This is a genomic window from Sorangium sp. So ce381 (assembly GCF_051473845.1).
GTDB classification, from domain to species: Bacteria; Myxococcota_A; Polyangia; order Polyangiales; family Polyangiaceae; genus Sorangium; species Sorangium atrum.
The window spans coordinates 4,191,077-4,208,334 of the sequence record NZ_CP150336.1 but is presented as its reverse complement, the minus strand read 5'-3'; the positions used below and the strand labels follow the sequence as shown (position 1 = coordinate 4,208,334).

Sequence of the window (17,258 nt, the reverse complement as noted above, 5' to 3'; positions counted from 1 at the left end):
CCGCCTACGCCCGGCCCACGAGGCGCTCGATCAGGAACGACGCCACGGTGATCGGCTTCGTGCCCGGGCCGAACCCGGCGTCGAAGCCGAGCTCGACGGCCAGGTTGTGATCGATGCGCGGGCCGCCGAGCAGCAGGATCACCTTGTCCCGGAAGCCCTGGCGCGTCGCCATCTCGACGAGCGCCGCCGCGTTCTCCTTGTGGCAGTTGCGCTGGGTGATCACCTGCGAGACCAGGATCGCGTCCGCGCCGAGCGCCTTGGCCTTCTCGCAGAGCTCGGCGTTCTCGACCTGCGCGCCCAGGTTGTGGGCGTCGAAGCACTTGAAGCTCTCGAGCCCCTTCTCGCCGGCGAACCCCTTGTAGTTCAGGATCGCGTCGATGCCGACCGTGTGCGCGTCGCTGCCGGTGCACGCCCCGACGACCACGATCTTGCGGCCGAGCTTCTTCGCCTGCGCCTCGATGTCGTCCCGCGTGAGCGGCTGTGCGGCGAGCTCCTCGACCTCGATGTCCGAGAGGTCGACGCCGTGCTGGGAGTGCCCGTAAACGACGAAATACGTGTGCTCCCGGCTGGCTTGCTCCATCGCCGTGACCAGCGGCTCGCGCAGGCCGTGCGACTCGGCAAAGCGCTTCGCCGCCTCGCGCGCGCGGTCGCCCGGCAGGACGCGGAGCGTGAACGACATCTGGACCATCCCGTCCCCCTCTCGGTCGCCATACGCACGCAGGATGTTTCGCAGTGTCATGCTCACCTCTGTCTACAGCGGTGGGCCAGAAGAGCCCATCCATCGTTGACAGTAGCGCCATGCGGTGTCGCGCGGCCAGCGCGATCGCGGGGGAGAGAGCGCGCTTCTTCCATGCTTCCACGCTTCAGCCATGCTTCGGCGCACGGAAGATGCCAAGTCAGGAAGAATGTCGTCCGGCGCGCCGACGCTCCGGCCCTGTCGGAGAGTGTCCCGGGAATCCCGTCCTTCTCGGCGCGCCCCCAGCCCGAAGGCCCTCCGACCGGAACGGCGCAGCAGGACAGGCCTACGACCGCTCCAGGACCTCGAGGATCGGGTTCAGGTACTCCGGGTGGCGCGCGACGACCCCGGAGTACCCCTTCCCCCCGGTGCGCGTGCGCTTGACGTCGCCGAACGCGCCGCGCCCGATGGCGTCCCAGACGGTCTCCTGCTCGACCTCCCGCAGCAGCTCGTGCGCCTTGTCGAGGACCTCGCGGGCGCGCCGCTCGACGATGCCGCCCGGCTTCCACTGGATCTCGTCGCCGAGGTGCCGCGCCGCCGTGAAGATGTAGCGGGCGCTCTTCAGCGAGAGATACCGGTCCATGAGGAGCGGTGTGTGGACCGCCTCGCTGAACATCCCGAGCAGCTCGATCGACTGGCCGGTCGTGATCCCGACCAGGTTGAACATCGCGTCGTGGACGTGGCTGTGGAAGATGTCGCCTGTCTTGAACTTGGTGGGCGGCATCCACTTGATCGGGTGCCGGTCGAAGATCTGCCGGACGAGCTGGGCCTGGGCGAGCTCGAAGAGGAGGCTGTCCTCGAGCCAGGGGTTGATCTCGAAGGCGTGGCCGAGGCCCATCTGCTCCTCGCGGAGGCCCGCGCGCCGCGCGAACGCCTCGTTGATGAACTGCGACGCGAGCACCGTGTGGGCCTTCTCGACCGCATCGGCGGTCGTGAGGTAGTTGTCCTCTCCCGTGTTGATGACGATACCGCTCCTCGCGATGATCCTCCGGGAGAAATACTGATCGATGAACGTCCGCTGCATGTTGATGTCGCGGAACAGGATCCCGTACATCGCGTCGTTGAGCAGCATGTCGAGCCGCTCCACCGCCGCCATCCAGGCGATCTCGCTCATGCAGAGGCCGGACGAGTAGTTCGTCTGCGCGAGGTAGGTGCCGGTGTCGCGGGTCGCCTCGTCGGCGGCGCGGCGGATGATCCTGAAGTTCTCCTGGGTCGCGTAGGTGCCGCCGTATCCCTCTGTCGTCGGCCCCTCCGGGACGTAGTCGAGGAGCGACTGGGCGGTCGCGCGGATCACGGCGACGATGTCGGCGCCGGCGAACCCTGCGGCCTTGGCCTGCACGGCGTCGTCGTAGATGTTGCCCGTCGCGACGATGACGTACTTGAGCGGCGCGACGCCGACCCGGTGCGCCGCCTTGTTGGCCTCGCGCTCGTCGCGGGCCCTGTCGATCCGGGCGATCGCCTCCCGCGTCGCGGCCTCGAGCGCGCCGCGCGCCTCGGCCGCGGGCGGCCCCGCGCCGAGGTCGGCCGCCTCGCTGAACGCCAGCATCTCCGCGGCCTCCTGCACCGAGCCGGCGCCCTCGCAGAGCGCCCGGCCCAGGTGGTAGGCCACGCCGCGGCCGGCTTGCCCCGCCCTGTGGATGCGATCGACGAGCGCGTTCACGAGCGGCGTCCCCTCGGCGTCGGCGCCGACCACGCCGTACGCGCGGGCGACGGTGCGCTCGACGCCGACCGTGGTGTGGCGGTCGATGAAGCGCTGCACCTCGTCGGCGATGTCGGCGGCAAACGCGCGACACGCCTCCACCTTTTCCTGCTCCACGGGGACAGTCGTCATGGATTTCTCCGGGGCAAGCGCTCTTAGCGCACTCTCACCGCGGCCGGTACTCCGGCGCAGGATCCATGGCGGAGCATGGAACAGTGGAACAGCCGGCCTCGTGGGGCTCCGGGCGGCGGACGGCGGCGCGGGGCGGTGCGCGATGGCGGCGTGCCGCGGTGCGCGATGACGGCGCTCGGCAGCGAGGCGGGCGGCCCCACGCGTGCGCGGCGCGGCGGGCGGCGCTAGACGACGGGGGTCATGGGCAAGCTCATCCTGCTCTTCACGGCGCTCCCGATCCTGGAGCTCTGGCTCCTCCTGTCGATCGGCGACGTCATCGGCTTCTGGCCCACCGTGGCGATCGCGCTCGGGACGGCGATCCTCGGCGCAGCGCTCGCGAAGCGCGAGGGGCTCAAGGTGCTCGCCTCGTGGCGCGGCGCGCTGGCGGCGGGCCGCGTCCCGGACGAGGGGCTCACGGGAGGGCTCCTCGCGCTCCTCGGGGCGGCGCTGCTCATCACGCCAGGGGTGCTGACCGACGTGGCAGGGCTCATGCTCCTGCTCCCGCCGGTGCGCCGCCGGATCGCAGCGGCGGTGCGGGAGCGGTTCGAGCGGCGGGTGGCCGCGGCGAGCGCCGCCGGCATCGGCGTGGACAGCCCAGGCAACGGCGCGTTCTTCAGCATGAGGGTCATCGACCTGAGCGGCGGGCCGTTCGGCGAGCGCGCCGACGGGCGCGCTGGCGCGTCCCGCGGTCGACCGGCGTCATGGCAGGTCATCGACGTCGAGGCGGAGGTGACCGAGGGAGCCGAGGAGGATGAGGCCGGCGGGCCAGCGCGGACGACGCGACGACTGCCCGGCTGACACCTCGATGTCATCGATGCCCCGGCGAACGCATGCGCGCTCGCGCGGCCCGGATCACCAGCGACTCTCACGCACGACACCCGAACACCGGCGTCAGGAGCTCGGCGAGACAGCGAGCAACGACGCAGGACAATGATTCACGTCCGAGCTGCACGACTGAAACGACAAAGAAACAGAGCGCATTGTAGGCTCCTCAACGTCGTCGGCGCAGCCCGACATCCCAGGAGAAACGACATGAAGATCTGAACCTGCGCAACATGACGCAACAACGCACAACCACACCAACGCAGCAACCTCCTATGAAAGATCCAACTCGAACCTCGATCCCATCGACCCGGCCGCGCCGCCCCGGCGGCAGCGCGAAGAGCGACCCCGGCACGACGTCCAGCCCTGAGCAGCGCCGACGCCCTCGCCCGAACGCCCGGCGGGCGGTGCTCCAGCGGCCCCGCCGCGCGCCCTCGCGGAGGGTGCCCCGATGAGGCTCATCAAGTCGATGGCCAGCTGGCTCCTCGGGTACGTCGATCCACGGGAGCCGCTCGGCAGCTCGCTCATCAACGCTCTTTCCCGACTCCCCATTCACCTCGCCGCGGACGCCGTGTGCCTCCGGAGGAACGCGGACTCTGGCGCCCTCGAGGTGCTCCTGACACAGCGCGGAGCGTCGGCGGCAGGCCCTGGAGAGTGGTGCTGCCCCGGCAGCGTCCTCTCGCCGGGCGAGCAGCCCGAGCACGTCCTCCACCGGGTCGGGATGACGATCTCCGACTTCACGTTCGTCGGCGATTACTTCTCGGCCGCCACGCGCGGCTGGATGCTCTCCCGGGTCCATCAGGCGAAGCTCGCCGAGGTCCCGGCCACGGGCACCTGGTGGCCAGTCGAGCAGCTGCCGAACAACCTGGTACCCAAGCACCGGGAGCTGGTCATCCCGATGGCGGTCAAGGCCTTCCATGCCCAGCGCGCGAAGCGCTCGCAGGCCCAGCGCACGAAGCGCTCGCAGAAGGTCGCCAGCGCGCAGCTCACGTGAGGCGCCGCGCGGGCCCCGCGCCGCCGCGACGCAGGAGGCGGGCGGCCCGCTCAAGGCACATCTCGCACGCTCGCTCCGAGCGGCGCCCGCGGGATCACAGGAGATGTGCGATCATCCCCCCTTCAGCGTACGGCCATCTCCAGAGCCGGCAGCTCGATGGAGCCCTGCGGTCGTCCGTCTATGCTGCTCCGGACGAGCGCGGCGCGTGGCTGAGCGCGGCGCGTGACTGGCGCGTGGCTGGCGAAGGACAGAGCATGTAGCGCCCGGACACACCAGGAAAGGAAGCGTGGGGGGCCCGCGCCGTCGGTCCGCTCGCGCCGCGCACGGCCGGCCGCTATGGTTCGCGCGCCGCTTGCGTTACGCTGCGTGGTACGGCTGTGGATCCCCGCGGCGGCGCTCTCCGCGGGTGATTCCGCACGGACATGGAAGACATGACGGTCGACAAGACAGCTCTCATCGTGGGAGGAACGGGCCTCGTCGGCGGCCACTGCCTGCGCCTCCTCGTGCAACAGCCAGCGTACACGAAGGTCGTCGCCCTGCTCCGCCGCCCGGCCCCGATCGAGGACGCGCGGCTCTCGCAGCGCATCGTCGACTTCGACCGGCTCGAAGGCGCGGACTTCGCCGGCGTGAGCGACGTGTTCTGTGCGCTCGGGACGACGATCGCCAAGGCCGGCTCCGAAGAGGCCTTCTACGAGATCGATTATCGCTACCCCATCACCATCGCCAGGCTCGCCGAGAAGGCCGGGGTGAAGCAGTTCGTCCTGGTCTCCTCCGTGGGCGCCGACCCGCGCTCGACCAGCTTCTACCTGCGCGTGAAGGGCGAGCTCGAGCAGGAGCTCTCGGCGGCGAGCTTCGCGGCCGTCCACGTCCTCAGGCCGAGCCTGCTCCTCGGCGAGCGGGGCGAGGTCAGGAAGGGCGAGGCCATCGGCGTCGCGGCGGCGCAGACGCTCCGGTTCACGATGAAGGGCGGCCTGCGCAGGTACCGGCCCATCGACGCGAGGACCGTCGCCGGCGCGATGGTCGCCGCGGCGCTCGGCGGGCGCAACGGTCGCCACGTCTATCACTTCGACGACATGGAAACGCTCGCCAAGGGCATCGGCGTCGTCCAGGCCTGATCGCCGCCATGGCGCCGCCACCCACCGGGCGACGCATGCGCGCGGAAATGCTAGGGCTCGCGGCAGGCACGGCGCTCGCTCGACGACGCCGCCATGGTCCTCGCTGAACGCCCCTCGCCGATCGTGACCGAGCGCCTCGCCCCCTCCTCGCTGCGCCCGCCGGAGAGCCCGCCCCCGTCGCTCGACGCCGTGCTCGCGGAGCGGTTCGGCATCGCCGCGTTCCGGCCGTGGCAGCGCGAGGCGATCGAGGCCCTGCTCGGGGGCGCGGGCCGCGTCCTCGTGGTCGCCCCGACCGGCGGCGGCAAATCGCTCTGCTACCAGCTCCCGGCCGTCGCCCTGCCCGGCACGACGCTCGTCCTGAGCCCGCTCATCTCCCTGATGGAAGATCAGGTCCGCGCCCTCGAGGCGCGCGGCATCCCGGCGACGTTCATCGCGTCCAGCCTCGCGCGCGACGAGAACGGCCGCCGCCTCGCCGCCCTCCGCCGCGGCGAGTACAAGCTCGTCTACGCCGCGCCCGAGCGCCTCGCCCTCGACGGGTTCGTCGAGGCGCTCGCCGCGAGCCGGCTCTCGCTCGTCGCCGTCGACGAGGCGCACTGCATCGTCCAGTGGGGGCACGACTTCCGGCCCGACTACCTGCGCATCGGCGCCGCGCTCGCGCGGCTCCGGCCGCCCCGGGTCCTCGCCTGCACCGCGACGGCGACCCCCGACGCGCGCGACGAGATCATCCGCCGGCTCGGCTGGCCGCTGCCCGCGCCCGACGGCGCGGACGACGGCGGCGGCGGCGATGCGGTGAGCGGGCGCGCGCGCGGCCCCGAAGAGCCGCCGCCCAAGGTGATCCTGCGCGGCTTCGCCCGGCCCAACCTCCACCTGCAGGTCTCGGCGGTCGACGGCCCGCGCGAGGCCGGGCGCCGCACGGCGCGCGCGCTGCTGGAGGCCCTCGGCGATCCCGGGCGGCCCCGCGGGGCGGGCATCGTCTACGCCGCCACCCGCAAGGGAGCCGAGCGCCTCGCCGAGGCGCTCCGCGACGCAGGCTGGAACGCGGAAGCGTACCACGCCGGGCTCGCCCCCGAGTCCCGCGCGCGCATCTCGGCGGGCTTCGCCGATCGCAGCCTCTCCGTGGTCGTGGCCACGAACGCCTTCGGCATGGGGATCGATCGCCCCGACGTCCGGCTCGTGGTGCACGCCCAGCCGCCGTCGTCGATCGAGGCCTACTACCAGGAGGTCGGCCGCGCCGGGCGCGACGGCGACCCGGCCCGCGGCCTCCTCTTGTTCGCGCCCGCGGACATCGCGCTGCGCCGCCGGCTCTGCCAGCTCGGCGAGGGGGGCGTCGAGGCGAACGCCGACGACGCCGCGCGCGCCTGGGGGCTGTTCCGCGAGCTGCTCCGCTACGTCGACGCCGCGACGTGCCGGCACGACTTCATCCTCCGCTACTTCGGCGACGAGGCGGAGTCGCTCGGCGGCTGCGGCCACTGCGACGTCTGCCTGGAGGTCGACGCCCTCGAGGCGAGCGACCCGGCCGCGCTCGCCCGGGACAACGACCTCGTGCGGCGCGCGCTCGCCGGCGTCGCGCGGGTGAAGGGCGGCGCCGGGATGCAGGCGGTCGCGTCGATGCTCGTCGGCGAGTCGAACGAGCGCGTCCGCCGCATGGGGCTCGACCGGCTCTCGACGTTCGGCGTCCTCGAGGGGAAGAGCCACGACGAGGCCATGTCGATCCTCCGCGCGCTGCTCGCCAACGCCTGGATCGATCTCACGACCGGCGAGTTCCCCGTCCCCCTCATCACGCCGGCGGGCTGGCGCGTGATGCGCGGAGAGGTGCCCTCGCGGGTGCGGCTCCCGGTCCCCGCCGCGCGCCGGCGGCCGCGCCGCGCGGCGCCGGGCGCGTCGCCCGCCGCGCGCCCGCCGGCGGCCGCGCCCTCCACGCGGGCGCGCGCGCAGCCGGCCCCGCAGGCGTTCGCGTCCGCAGCGACCCGCGACGACGCGGCGCGCCCCGCGCCGGGCGCCCCCGTCCCGGCCTCGCGCGCGCAAGCGGAGCCCGGCGTCGAGCTCGAGGAGCACGACGTGCCGCTGTTCGAGGCGCTCCGCGCCCACAGGGCCGCGCTCGCCAAGGAGAAGTCGCTGCCCGCCTACGTCATCGCGCACGACCGGACGCTCCGGGAGATCGCGCGGATCCGGCCCGCGTCGCTCGACGACCTCGCGCTCGCGCGCGGCATGGGGCAGGCGAAGATCTCGAGCTACGGGGAGGGCATCCTCCGCGTCGTCCGGGAGTTCTCGGGCCCCTGAGCGGCCCGGGACCTCAGGCGAGGCCCGCGACGCGGAGCTCCGCGATGAGCTGGCCATCCAGGCTGACGAAGGTCGTCAGGCGCCCCTCGACGTTGATGAACACGTCGAGCATCAGGCCCGCGCCGAGATCCAGGACATGGAGGTCCCCCTTGAGGACCACCGTCGGGGCCTCGCCTCCCCTCGGCGGCCGTCTGGGTTCCCTCTCCATGGCCTTCTTCGAGTTCATGCCCGCCTCCGCCCGCCGGCCCGTCCGCGCCGCGCGCTCCCGGGACCGCCGCCCCGCGCCGCGCGGATGCGACCGCACGCGCGAGGCGGCCCGCCCGCCGGCCACCACGTCAAGCGCGTTCCATGCCGCGCTCGCGCGGCTGGAGTGATCCTTCCCTTCACGCAGCCCCCTTTCTCGCCCGCCCCTCACCCGACCGGCGATGCCTTCATTTCATGGGATCGGCTTCCCAGGAAGGCACGAAGTTCAGCGAGGATCGGACTTTTCTTCCCGGCTTCCCATCCTCTCGGTCGAGCTGGGCAGCCACGGACCATCACCTCTCCCTCGCCCAGGACGAAAGCGACGCCGCTGCGCCCACCGAGACCCGGCCCGAGGCGAGCACCGGCCCCAGCGCCGGCTGCTCCACGAGCAGCGCCTCGACCCGCAGCAGCGCCGGCAGGTAGACGACCTCCCGCGCGAGGCCGCCGCCCCGGTGGACGCGCGCCGCGATGCGCAGGGCGTCCCCCGTGGAGCGCGCGCCGCGCGCCTCGAGCAGCCGCGCTGTCTCGACGAAGCCCGCGCCGCGCTCGACGCTCCGCGCGGCGAGGTGGCGCAGCCCCAGCTCGATCCGGCGGGCGCCGACCAGGTACCCCGCGGCGCGCTCGCGCGCGAGCGCCCAGCCCTCCTGATCGTCGCCCCCGTTCGCGGTCCCGATCGCGAAGATCCCGAGCGGGAGCGCCGCGGCGCGCACGCTGGGCGCCGCGTGCCCCTCGATCTCGTGGAGCACCGTGCGCTCGACGTCGTCGCGCGTGAGCATGCGCCCCCGCGCGACCTGGATCACCCCGTCGCCCGTCGCGGCGAGCGGCGCGATGTCGGCGATCACGACCCGGAGGGGCAGGCGCCACGCCCCGATCTCGCGGCGCATCCGCGACACGAGCGACCTGGGCGAGCGCGCGTCGTCGCTCCGCACCCGCTCCTCGTCGCTCGACGCGGCGCCCGCCTCCTGCTCGACCCATGTCGCGGCGAGCGCGTCCGCCTGCTCGTCGAACGCGTCGCGCGCGGCGTAGCGGCGGCGCGCGGCGGACCAGCACCCCGCCCCGCCCGCGGCCTCGCAGATCGCGGCCTCCGCGGCGAGCTCGCTCGCGCGGCCGGCGTAGACCGCGCCGAGCTCCCCTTGCCCCGCGAGCCGCTCGGCCGCCGCCTCCATCGCCTTTCGAAGCTCGCCGTGGTCCTGCGCGGGCGCGTAGGTGAACCGCGGGAGCTCCCCGCCGCTCCGATCCCAGGAGGCGGCGAGCCGCGCGAGCTCCTCGACGAGGTTCACCGGCGTGCTCGACCCGACGACGCGGATCCGCCGCGCCGCGGCGCCGAGGAGCCGATCCGCGTCCGGCACCCACGCCGGAGGCGCCGGCCGTTCGGCCGATCTAGCTCGAGGACGCCGCGCCACGGCCCGCCGCTCCTTCCAGATACGCCCCCGCCCCGCACGCCCCCGCCCCGTGAGAGCGCCGCGCGCCCGGCGCCGCTCGCCTCAGAGCAGGTTCGCCGCGAGCTCCGCGAGCTCGCTGCGCTCGCCCTTGGCGAGCACCACGTGACCCGCGATGCGCTCGCGCCTGAACCGCTCCGCCACCACGAGCAGGCCGTTCGACGCGTGGTCCACGTACGGGTTGTCGATCTGCTGAGGATCGCCGGTCAGCACGATCTTGGTCCCCTCGCCGCACCGCGTGATGATCGTCTTCACCTCGTGCGGGGTGAGGTTCTGGGCCTCGTCCACGATGAGGTACTGGTGCGGCAGGCTGCGCCCGCGGATGTAGGTGAGCGGCTCGACCTGGATCCGCCCGCTCTCCAGGAGCTCCACGAAGCCGCGCGCGTCGCGCCCCGGCTTCGTGCCGCCGTTCGAGAAGAGGAACTCGAGGTTGTCGAAGATCGGCTGCATCCACGGGTTCAGCTTCTCGTCCACGTCGCCCGGAAGGAAGCCCAGATCGCGCCCCAGCGGCATGATCGGCCGGCTCACGAGCAGCCGGCTGTAGGCGTTGTCCTCGGTCGTCCGCTTCAGCGCCGCCGCGAGCGCAAGGAGCGTCTTGCCCGTCCCGGCCTTGCCGATCAGCGTGATCAGCCGCACCGAATCGTCGAGCAGGAGGTCCAGCGCGAACGCCTGCTCCTTGTTGCGCGGCCGGACCCCCATCACTCCCTCCCGCCCGACCCGGAGGGCGACGATCTGCCCGCGCGCCGCGTCGAACCGGCCGAGCGCCGTGTGGCTCGGCGCCCCCGCGTCGCGGAGCAACACCGCAGAATTCGGCAATAAATCCGCGAGCTTGTCGCTGGAGAGAGAGCCGTTCTGGAAGAACGCGTCGACCTCGGAGCCGGGCACCTCGAGCTCCACCACCGACTGCTCGATGGCCGGGTCGTGCACCCGCTGGTTCTCGTACGTCTCCGCCGGGATCCGGAGCGCGTCGGCGCGGATCCTGAGGTTCGTGTCCATCGTCACGAAGATGGTCGGCCGATCCTTGTGCCGATCGCGGATGTCGATCGCCGTCTGGAGGATGGCGCTGTCCTGCGATCCGGACTCCAGCCCCACGAGCAGCTCCGGCCGCCGCTCCGGGATCGCGATCCGCAGCGTGCCGCCGCTCTCGAGCAGCACCCCGGTCGCGAGCGTCCCGGCGCCGCGGACCTCGTCGAGCAGCCGGGCGATCGTCCTCGCGTTGCGCCCGCGCTCGGAGCCCTCCCGCTTGAACTGATCGATCTCCTCGATCGCGTAGATCGGGATGATGACGTCGTTGTCCTCGAACCTGAAGATCGCGTGCGGATCGTGGAGGAGGACGTTCGCGTCGAGAACGTAATTCTTCTTCATGGGGGAGCGGGACGACGTAGCCGCCTGAGGCGACGGGCGCAAGAGAGCTCCGACCTGGCGGGCGCCTGGATCGCTCCGTGGCGGTCTGCGGGCGCCGAGCAGCGCGGCGCTCTCCGCGGCGGCGCGGGGGAAGCGCGGCGTCCGCTGCCCGCGAACGCGACGTGGACTATGCTTTCCTCGATGCACATGATCCCGCCCGTCGCTCTGTCCCGCTCACTGCGGCAGCCCACGATCGAGGACTGGCTCGCCATTCCCGAGGAGAAGCGTGCCGAGTTCATCAACGGGCGGATCATGTACCAGGGCATGCCGGGCCCCATGCACGGCAGGACGCAGGGCGCGATCATCGCGCTGGTCCGCGGGGCGTACGACCGTCGTCCAGGCGGTGGTGACCGGCCTGGCGGCTGGTGGATCTCCATGGAAGTGGACATGGAGATCGCAGGCCTCGGCTGCCGTCCCGACGTGCTCGGCTGGCGCCGCGACAGGAACCCCACCCTGCCGGAGCCCGACCGGCGCGGCATCGTGACCGCCGGCCCTGACTGGATCTGCGAGGTCCTCTCGCCGACGACCGCGCACATCGATATGGGCGACAAGCGCCTCGGGTACCACCGCGCGGGCGTGGCGCACTACTGGATGGCGGATCCCCACAATGGCACGCTCGCGGTGCTCCGGTGGACCGCGGAGGGTTACCTGATCGAGCTCGTCGCGGGCCGCGGGGACAGGGTGCGCGCGGCGCCGTTCGATGCGGTCGAGATCGAGATCGACGAGTTGTTCGGCGACATCAGCGCCGCCTCCTCGCCGGTGCTCGGCGAGGAGGCGGGCTCGCTCGATGAACCGCGCTAGCCCGCCAGGACTCTTGCGCCCTCGCGGCACATCCAAATCGCCATGGCAGAATCCGTCGTTCAGCTCGTGAACCGTGGAATTACGCCACTCTCCCGCCGCGTACCCCCCACCCGCGCGGGGCCCCACCGCCGTCAGAGATCGATCCGGTAGTCCTTGATCTTGTAGAGCAGCGCCCGGTGGCTGATCTCCAGCACCTCGGCCGCCTTGGTCCGGTTGCCCTTCGTCTTCTGGAGCGCGCGCCGGATGAGGATCTCCTCGATGACGCGGGACGTCTTCTTGATCGACAGCTCGCCGCTCGTCAGCTGCATCTGGATCGGATCGCGCGCCTCGCGGATCCGCTCGGGCAGGTCGGCCTCGCCGATGCGCTCGCCCTCGCAGAGCACCATGGCGCGCTCGACGGTGTTCTCCAGCTCCCGCACGTTGCCCGGCCACCGGTACTCCAGGAGCAGCCGCCTCGCCTCGGGCTCGAAGCCGCGGATGTTGATGCCGAACCGCGCGTTGTTCCTCGCGAGGAAGTGATCCATGAGGATCGGGATGTCCTCCCGCCGCTCGCGGAGTGGAGGGATCGCGATGGGGAGCACGTTGATCCGGTAGAAGAGGTCCTCGCGGAACCGGCCGGCCTGCGTCTCGGCCATCAGGTCGCGGTGGGTCGCCGCGAGGATGCGGACGTCGACCTTGATGTCCTTGCTGTCCCCCAGCCGGCGGAGCGTCTCCTCCTGGAGCACCCGGAGCAGCTTCACCTGAAGCGCGAGCGGCAGCTCGCCGATCTCGTCGAGCAGCAGCGTGCCGTGGTTCGCCTGCTCGAACAGCCCCGCCCTGTCGTTCACCGCGTCGGTGAACGCGCCCCGCTTGTACCCGAAGAGCTCGCTCTCCAGCAGGTTCTCCGGGATGGCGCCGCAGTTGACCGCGACGAACGGACCGCCGCGGCGGCTCGACCGCCGGTGGATCGCCCGGGCCACGAGCTCCTTGCCGACGCCGCTCTCGCCCGTGATGAGCGCCGTGGTCTTGTAGTCGGCGACCTTCGCGATCGTCTTGAAGATCACCTGCATCGGCGGGCTCTTCGCGAGGATCTCCTCGAAGAGGTTCTCCCGCCGGATCTCCTGACGCAGGACGCGGTTCTCGCGGCGGAGCGCCTCCCGCTCCTCGGCCTTGCGGAGCGTGAGCAGCACCTCCTCGGCCTTGAACGGCTTCTGGATGTAATCGTAGGCGCCCGCCTTCATCGCCTCGATCGCCAGGTCGACGTTGCCGTAGGCGCTCATCACGATGACCGTGGCCTCGTTGCCCTTGGCCTTCAGCGTCGCCAGCAGGTCGAGCCCGCCCATCCTGGGCATCCGGACGTCGGTCAGGATGACGTCGGGCCCGAACGTCTCGACCATCGCGAGCGCCTCCTCGCCGCTCGAGACCGCCTCGACCTCGTAGCCGTCCCGCTTGAGGAACGTGCGCACCACGAGGCGCAGGTTTTCTTCGTCGTCAACGACTAGGACACGGCGCATAGACCCTGAAAACTTTTCCTACACCGGCGCGCACCACTCCGCAACGAGTTGCGCCTTTGCCCTTGCCGCGGCCTGTCATCCGCGGTGTTTGGGAGTCAGGTGCAGCGCGCGCAGGCCCGTGGCGGGCGAGCTCTGCGAACGTCGCCGCGCACCACGCGAACGCCCCTGCGCGACGCGGAATGCGCGTGCGCGGCGACGGCGCTCCGCGGCGCTCGTCGCACGCCGGGACGACGCGGTGGTGGCAGTTGACGCGGCCCGCGCAGGCTGCTTTAGCGGCGACACGCGCAGGGAACGAGCAGGGGCCCGAGGGGCCTCGATCCTGCACGCCGGAGCGGCTTTCGCGGACGGGACCGCGCCCCTTAATTCGATCGCGTGAGGAGCCAGGGCATGAGGATGAAGGATCGTCTGGTCGACCAAGCAAAGAAGCTCACCTCGTCGGGCGTGGTCGTCCGTGTCGTCAGCAACGATCGCGTGATGCGGCTCGCCACGGGGGTCATGGACGCGAAGAACCGCCTGCGCGCCGCCCGGGAGCGGGCCGCGGAGGCCTGGGACATCCTGCTCAACGGGCACGCGCTCCCGAACATCGATCCCTCGCTCGACGACGAGGCCGGCGTCCACGGGGCGACGCCGTCGCGCGCGGCGGCTCGTCGGCCCGCCGCGCCCGCCGCGCCCGCCGCGAGCGGCGCGGGGCTGTCGGTCGTGGAGGAGACGGCGAGCAGCGAAGCCCCGCGCGAGCGCGGCGGGGCGGCGAGCCGCCCGCACGTGAACGGCGTGGGCTCGAACGGCGCGGGCTCGAACGGCGCCGGCACCTACGTGGCCGCGGCGGCCGAGCAGCAGCTCGCGACCCAGATGGCGGCGCGGACGTCGCTGGCGCGGATCGGCGGGCGCGACGTGTTCGAGAAGGCCTACAAGTTCATGACCGCGGACAACGCCCGCGCCATGGGCGTCTACCCCTTCTTCCGCCCGCTCGACTTCAACAACGGCCCCGAGGCGCAGCTCGAGGGCCGGACCGTGATCATGCTCGGCTCGAACAACTACCTCGGGCTGACGACCCACCCGAAGGTGCGGGAAGCCGCGCGGAACGCCATCGACAAATACGGCACCAGCATGACCGGCTCGCGGCTCGTGAACGGGTCGATGCGCCTCCACAACGAGCTCGAGCAGAAGCTCGCCGCCTACCACGGCAAGGAGGCGGGGCTCGTGTTCACGACGGGCTATCAGGTGAACATCGCGACCATCTCGGCGCTCCTCAGCAACAAGCGGAGCGTCGCGATGATCGACAAGGACGATCACGCCTCCATCTACGACGGCGTGCGGCTCGCGCAGGCGGCCGGCGCCCGGATGGTGCGCTACAAGCACAGCGATCCCGCCGCGCTCGACAGCGCGCTCTCCGAGATCGCCGACACCGAGGGCGCCCTCGTGATCACCGACGGCGTGTTCAGCGCCCAGGGCGAGATCGCGAGTCTGCCCGGCATCGTCGAGGTGGTGAAGAAGCACAAGGCGCGGCTCCTCGTCGACGACGCCCACGCGCTCGGCGTCATCGGCCCGGGGGGCCGCGGCACCGCCGCGCACTTCGGCCTCGGGAAGGAGGTCGACCTCATCGGCGGCACCTTCTCGAAGTCGCTCGCCTCGATCGGCGGCTGGCTCGTCGGTGAGCGAAAGGTGCTCGATTACATTCAGCATTTCGCCTACAGCTTCCTCTTCGCGGCGAGCGCCGCGCCGCCCTGCGTTGCCGCCGCCATGGCCTCGCTCGAGGTCATGCAGGAGGAGCCCTGGCGCCAGGAGAAGCTCCGCGAGAACTTCACGTACATGCGCACGGAGCTGCAGCGGCTCGGCTTCGAGCTCGGCAAGACCGAGACGGCCGTGATCCCCATCTACATCCGCGACGATCTCAAGACCGTGATGATGTGGAAGTCGCTCCTCGACGACTACTCGCTCTACGTGAATCCGTTCATCACCCCGGGCGTCCCGCCCAAGCAGCAGGTGCTCCGGACGAGCTACATGGCGACCCACGAGCGCAAGCACCTCGATCACGCGCTCGAGGCGTTCGAGAAGGTCGGCAAGAAGTTCGGCGTCATCTGAGGCGGGCGGGGCGGGAGCGGCGCCCTCCGGGCCCGCTCCCCATGCTCGCGGTGATCGACGCGCGCCCGCCACGTTCGGCATTTTCGCCGCGCGGCGGGCGTGGTCAGCTGAGCGGTCATGGATCTTCGACCGTTCGCGCAAGGTGTCGCCGGGGCGCTGGGCCCTGCGCTCCGCTCTTTCTTCCTGACGGCCGCGGCCATGTCGTTCCTGGCCCTCGCCCTCGCCGCCTCGTCGTACGCCATCGCGGCCGACGGCTCGGCGCTGCGCGGGGCGCTGGCGGCCGTCGCGGCGCTCGCGCTCTCCGCCGTGATGGGCTTCACGCTGTCGTGGAAGCGGGCGCTCGGCACCGGCATCCTGCAGATCGTGCGGGCGAAGCGCCTCGGCGGGATGCTCGTGACCTCCGTGTTCGAGCGGCTGCTCGGCGTCTCCGAGCAGGCCGAGGCGGGCGCCCGCGGCGGGCGGGTGGCGCAGGCGGTGGAGCGCGTCCCGCTCAACGCGGCGGTGAAGCGCCTGCGCCTCGCCGTGATCCACAGGGTGCAGGCGGCGCCGACAGGGGGCGGCGTGCGGGGGTTCCTGCGGCGCAAGATCGAGGCGCAGCTGCTCGGGACCATCGAGACGCTGACGCTGGCGCGCTTCCGCAACGAGGCCAACCAGGCAGGCGGCATCGACCTGATGAAGGTGCGGGACGAGCTCTCCCAGGGCGTCGACGGCCTCGTCACGGACCAGATCGAGGGGACGCTGCTGAAGATGACGCTGCTCCTCGTCGGGGCCGCCGCGCTGGCGTCGCTCGGGGCGGCCGCGGGCATCCAGTACATCCCTCTGTGATCCTCCTCTCAAGAAGGGCGCAGGCCCCTCTCCCCCTGCGCGCCCGCGGCCCTCGGCGAACGACACCTCGCCCGGTCCAGCGCCGCCGACGGCTCAAGCCGCTCCCCTGCCCGATCGACGCCTGTGGCCAGCGAGGCAGCGAGGTGCGCCCGCGCGGGCAGGCCACGCGGCCGCGCGCCGCTCGGGGGCTCTCCATGCACATCGGCTTTGCCTAACTGCTCTGCACTACGTTAGTGTCGACCGACTGCCGTTACGTTTCATGTTGCTCTCATGTTTCATGTTGCTTTCACCTCGTGCTGCGCAGAGGAGGCAATTCGATGATGGAGAACGATATGCGGAGAAGTTGCTCGGCGCTCGCTTGCGTCGTGGGGTTGCTCGCGTCGCCCGCCGCCTGGGCTCAGGATCCCGCTGCGCCCCCGGCTGATCCGGGCGCAACGGCCGTGGCCGCGCCGACGCCCGCGGCGGAGCCCGCCGCGCCGGAGCCGCAGGCGAGCCAGATCCCGAGCTGGTTCCGCTTCGACGCAGACAGCCTCGGTCTCCAGCTCTGGGCCGGCGCCACGCACCAGGTCGGCCCCATCAGCCTCTCGAGCGACATCTACCTCACCACGCTGGGAACCGCTGAGTTCGACATCGGCCCCGCCTTCACGATGGGCCCTGTCATCCTCAACCCGATGGTGGGCTTCTCGTTCAACTTCACGACGATGCAGCCGGCGGCGCTGGTCGCCCCGCAGCTGTTCACCTTCGTCGACTCAAAGCCCGTTTACTTCGAGTCGTGGATCCTGGGGTCGTTCTCCAGCATGTTCGACGAGAGCGTCCAGAACTACGTCTACACGCGGGACTTCCTGCTCTACTACCCCATCGACGACTTCGGCTTCGGCCCGCACCTCGAGGCCACGCTCGACCTCAACGAGGTCACGCTCGAGGACGACCCGTTGACCGCCGGTCCGGACGTCGACGAGAGCGGCCTCGCCAGCCTGCAGGTCGGGGGCGTGCTCGGGCTGAACTACGGCACGGGAAACAAGCTGCTCCTTTACCTCGGCTACGAGACGCAGGAGGAGAGCCAGATCGGCGGGAAGAAGCTCGCCGGCCGGTTCACGTTCGTCCACAATTTCTGACGGCGCGACGGGAGCACACGCTCGCTCCGCCTTCCGGTC

Annotated in this window: 14 protein-coding genes; 8 read left to right on the top strand and 6 right to left on the bottom strand. The window is 71.6% G+C overall.

Annotation, left to right across the window (positions count from 1 at the left end; translation table 11 throughout):
* Positions 1 to 4 precede the first annotated feature (4 nt).
* Both WMF29_RS16030 and WMF29_RS16025 read right to left on the bottom strand, forming a co-directional pair.
* A complete protein-coding gene (locus WMF29_RS16030) occupies positions 5 to 739 on the bottom strand; it encodes an OAM dimerization domain-containing protein (RefSeq protein WP_437329665.1) in 735 nt (244 codons plus the stop codon).
* A 283-nt stretch (positions 740 to 1,022) separates the two neighbouring features.
* Positions 1,023 to 2,567 (bottom strand): lysine 5,6-aminomutase subunit alpha, encoded by a 1,545-nt coding sequence (locus WMF29_RS16025; RefSeq protein ID WP_437329664.1) that lies wholly within the window; start codon positions 2,565 to 2,567, stop codon positions 1,023 to 1,025.
* A 240-nt stretch (positions 2,568 to 2,807) separates the two neighbouring features.
* On the opposite strand from WMF29_RS16025, the gene WMF29_RS16020 reads away from it, so the two are divergent.
* The 4 genes from WMF29_RS16020 (at position 2,808) to WMF29_RS16005 (ending at position 7,817) form a co-directional block, all read left to right on the top strand.
* Entirely contained in the window at positions 2,808 to 3,404 is a 597-nt protein-coding gene (locus tag WMF29_RS16020; protein WP_437329663.1) for an FxsA family protein, read from the top strand.
* Positions 3,405 to 3,879: 475 nt separating this feature from the next.
* Positions 3,880 to 4,422 carry an NUDIX hydrolase gene (locus WMF29_RS16015; protein WP_437329662.1) on the top strand — a complete coding sequence of 181 codons (543 nt, stop codon included), beginning with the start codon at positions 3,880 to 3,882 and terminating at the stop codon, positions 4,420 to 4,422.
* Between the two features lie 422 nt (positions 4,423 to 4,844).
* Positions 4,845 to 5,537 carry an oxidoreductase gene (locus tag WMF29_RS16010; RefSeq protein WP_437329661.1) on the top strand — a complete coding sequence of 231 codons (693 nt, stop codon included), beginning with the start codon at positions 4,845 to 4,847 and terminating at the stop codon, positions 5,535 to 5,537.
* 93 nt (positions 5,538 to 5,630) lie between these two features.
* Positions 5,631 to 7,817 carry a RecQ family ATP-dependent DNA helicase gene (locus WMF29_RS16005; RefSeq protein WP_437329660.1) on the top strand — a complete coding sequence of 729 codons (2,187 nt, stop codon included), beginning with the start codon at positions 5,631 to 5,633 and terminating at the stop codon, positions 7,815 to 7,817.
* Between the two features lie 13 nt (positions 7,818 to 7,830).
* Here WMF29_RS16005 and WMF29_RS16000 read toward each other — a convergent pair whose 3' ends face one another.
* From WMF29_RS16000 to WMF29_RS15990, 3 genes are all read right to left on the bottom strand, one after another.
* Positions 7,831 to 8,043, bottom strand: a complete 213-nt coding sequence (locus WMF29_RS16000) for a hypothetical protein (protein WP_437329659.1) — start codon at positions 8,041 to 8,043, stop codon at positions 7,831 to 7,833.
* A 310-nt stretch (positions 8,044 to 8,353) separates the two neighbouring features.
* Positions 8,354 to 9,463: a tyrosine/phenylalanine carboxypeptidase domain-containing protein gene (locus tag WMF29_RS15995; protein WP_437329658.1), complete on the bottom strand. Its 1,110-nt coding sequence runs from the start codon at positions 9,461 to 9,463 to the stop codon at positions 8,354 to 8,356.
* An 81-nt stretch (positions 9,464 to 9,544) separates the two neighbouring features.
* Entirely contained in the window at positions 9,545 to 10,864 is a 1,320-nt protein-coding gene (locus tag WMF29_RS15990; RefSeq protein WP_272098102.1) for a PhoH family protein, read from the bottom strand.
* Between the two features lie 180 nt (positions 10,865 to 11,044).
* Between WMF29_RS15990 and WMF29_RS15985 the strand changes: the two genes are divergently transcribed.
* Positions 11,045 to 11,704 (top strand): Uma2 family endonuclease, encoded by a 660-nt coding sequence (locus tag WMF29_RS15985; protein WP_437329657.1) that lies wholly within the window; start codon positions 11,045 to 11,047, stop codon positions 11,702 to 11,704.
* A gap of 131 nt (positions 11,705 to 11,835) precedes the next feature.
* Here WMF29_RS15985 and WMF29_RS15980 read toward each other — a convergent pair whose 3' ends face one another.
* Positions 11,836 to 13,197, bottom strand: a complete 1,362-nt coding sequence (locus WMF29_RS15980; protein WP_437329656.1) for a sigma-54-dependent transcriptional regulator — start codon at positions 13,195 to 13,197, stop codon at positions 11,836 to 11,838.
* Positions 13,198 to 13,584: 387 nt separating this feature from the next.
* Here WMF29_RS15980 and WMF29_RS15975 point away from each other — a divergent pair, with 387 nt between their 5' ends.
* The 3 genes from WMF29_RS15975 to WMF29_RS15965 all read left to right on the top strand — a co-directional run bounded on the left by WMF29_RS15975 (position 13,585) and on the right by WMF29_RS15965 (position 17,219).
* On the top strand, positions 13,585 to 15,279 hold the full coding sequence (locus WMF29_RS15975; protein ID WP_437329655.1) for an aminotransferase class I/II-fold pyridoxal phosphate-dependent enzyme: 1,695 nt from the start codon (positions 13,585 to 13,587) through the stop codon (positions 15,277 to 15,279).
* Positions 15,280 to 15,396: 117 nt separating this feature from the next.
* A complete protein-coding gene (locus WMF29_RS15970; RefSeq protein ID WP_437329654.1) occupies positions 15,397 to 16,104 on the top strand; it encodes a hypothetical protein in 708 nt (235 codons plus the stop codon).
* Between the two features lie 317 nt (positions 16,105 to 16,421).
* A complete protein-coding gene (locus tag WMF29_RS15965) occupies positions 16,422 to 17,219 on the top strand; it encodes a hypothetical protein (protein WP_437329653.1) in 798 nt (265 codons plus the stop codon).
* The last annotated feature ends 39 nt before the right edge of the window (positions 17,220 to 17,258 follow it).

Excerpts from the sequence above, each read along its gene's own strand:
- WMF29_RS16015 (WP_437329662.1), top strand. The coding sequence starts at position 3,880 with ATGAGGCTCATCAAGTCGATGGCCAGCTGGCTCCTCGGGTACGTCGAT.
- WMF29_RS16020 (WP_437329663.1), top strand. The coding sequence starts at position 2,808 with ATGGGCAAGCTCATCCTGCTCTTCACGGCGCTCCCGATCCTGGAGCTC.
- WMF29_RS16000 (WP_437329659.1), bottom strand. The coding sequence starts at position 8,043 with ATGAACTCGAAGAAGGCCATGGAGAGGGAACCCAGACGGCCGCCGAGG.
- WMF29_RS16010 (WP_437329661.1), top strand. The coding sequence starts at position 4,845 with ATGGAAGACATGACGGTCGACAAGACAGCTCTCATCGTGGGAGGAACG.
- WMF29_RS15985 (WP_437329657.1), top strand. The coding sequence starts at position 11,045 with ATGCACATGATCCCGCCCGTCGCTCTGTCCCGCTCACTGCGGCAGCCC.
- WMF29_RS16025 (WP_437329664.1), bottom strand. The coding sequence starts at position 2,567 with ATGACGACTGTCCCCGTGGAGCAGGAAAAGGTGGAGGCGTGTCGCGCG.
- WMF29_RS15990 (WP_272098102.1), bottom strand. The coding sequence starts at position 10,864 with ATGAAGAAGAATTACGTTCTCGACGCGAACGTCCTCCTCCACGATCCG.
- WMF29_RS15975 (WP_437329655.1), top strand. The coding sequence starts at position 13,585 with ATGAGGATGAAGGATCGTCTGGTCGACCAAGCAAAGAAGCTCACCTCG.
- WMF29_RS15980 (WP_437329656.1), bottom strand. The coding sequence starts at position 13,197 with ATGCGCCGTGTCCTAGTCGTTGACGACGAAGAAAACCTGCGCCTCGTG.
- WMF29_RS16030 (WP_437329665.1), bottom strand. The coding sequence starts at position 739 with ATGACACTGCGAAACATCCTGCGTGCGTATGGCGACCGAGAGGGGGAC.
- WMF29_RS16005 (WP_437329660.1), top strand. The coding sequence starts at position 5,631 with ATGGTCCTCGCTGAACGCCCCTCGCCGATCGTGACCGAGCGCCTCGCC.
- WMF29_RS15970 (WP_437329654.1), top strand. The coding sequence starts at position 15,397 with ATGGATCTTCGACCGTTCGCGCAAGGTGTCGCCGGGGCGCTGGGCCCT.
- WMF29_RS15965 (WP_437329653.1), top strand. The coding sequence starts at position 16,422 with ATGATGGAGAACGATATGCGGAGAAGTTGCTCGGCGCTCGCTTGCGTC.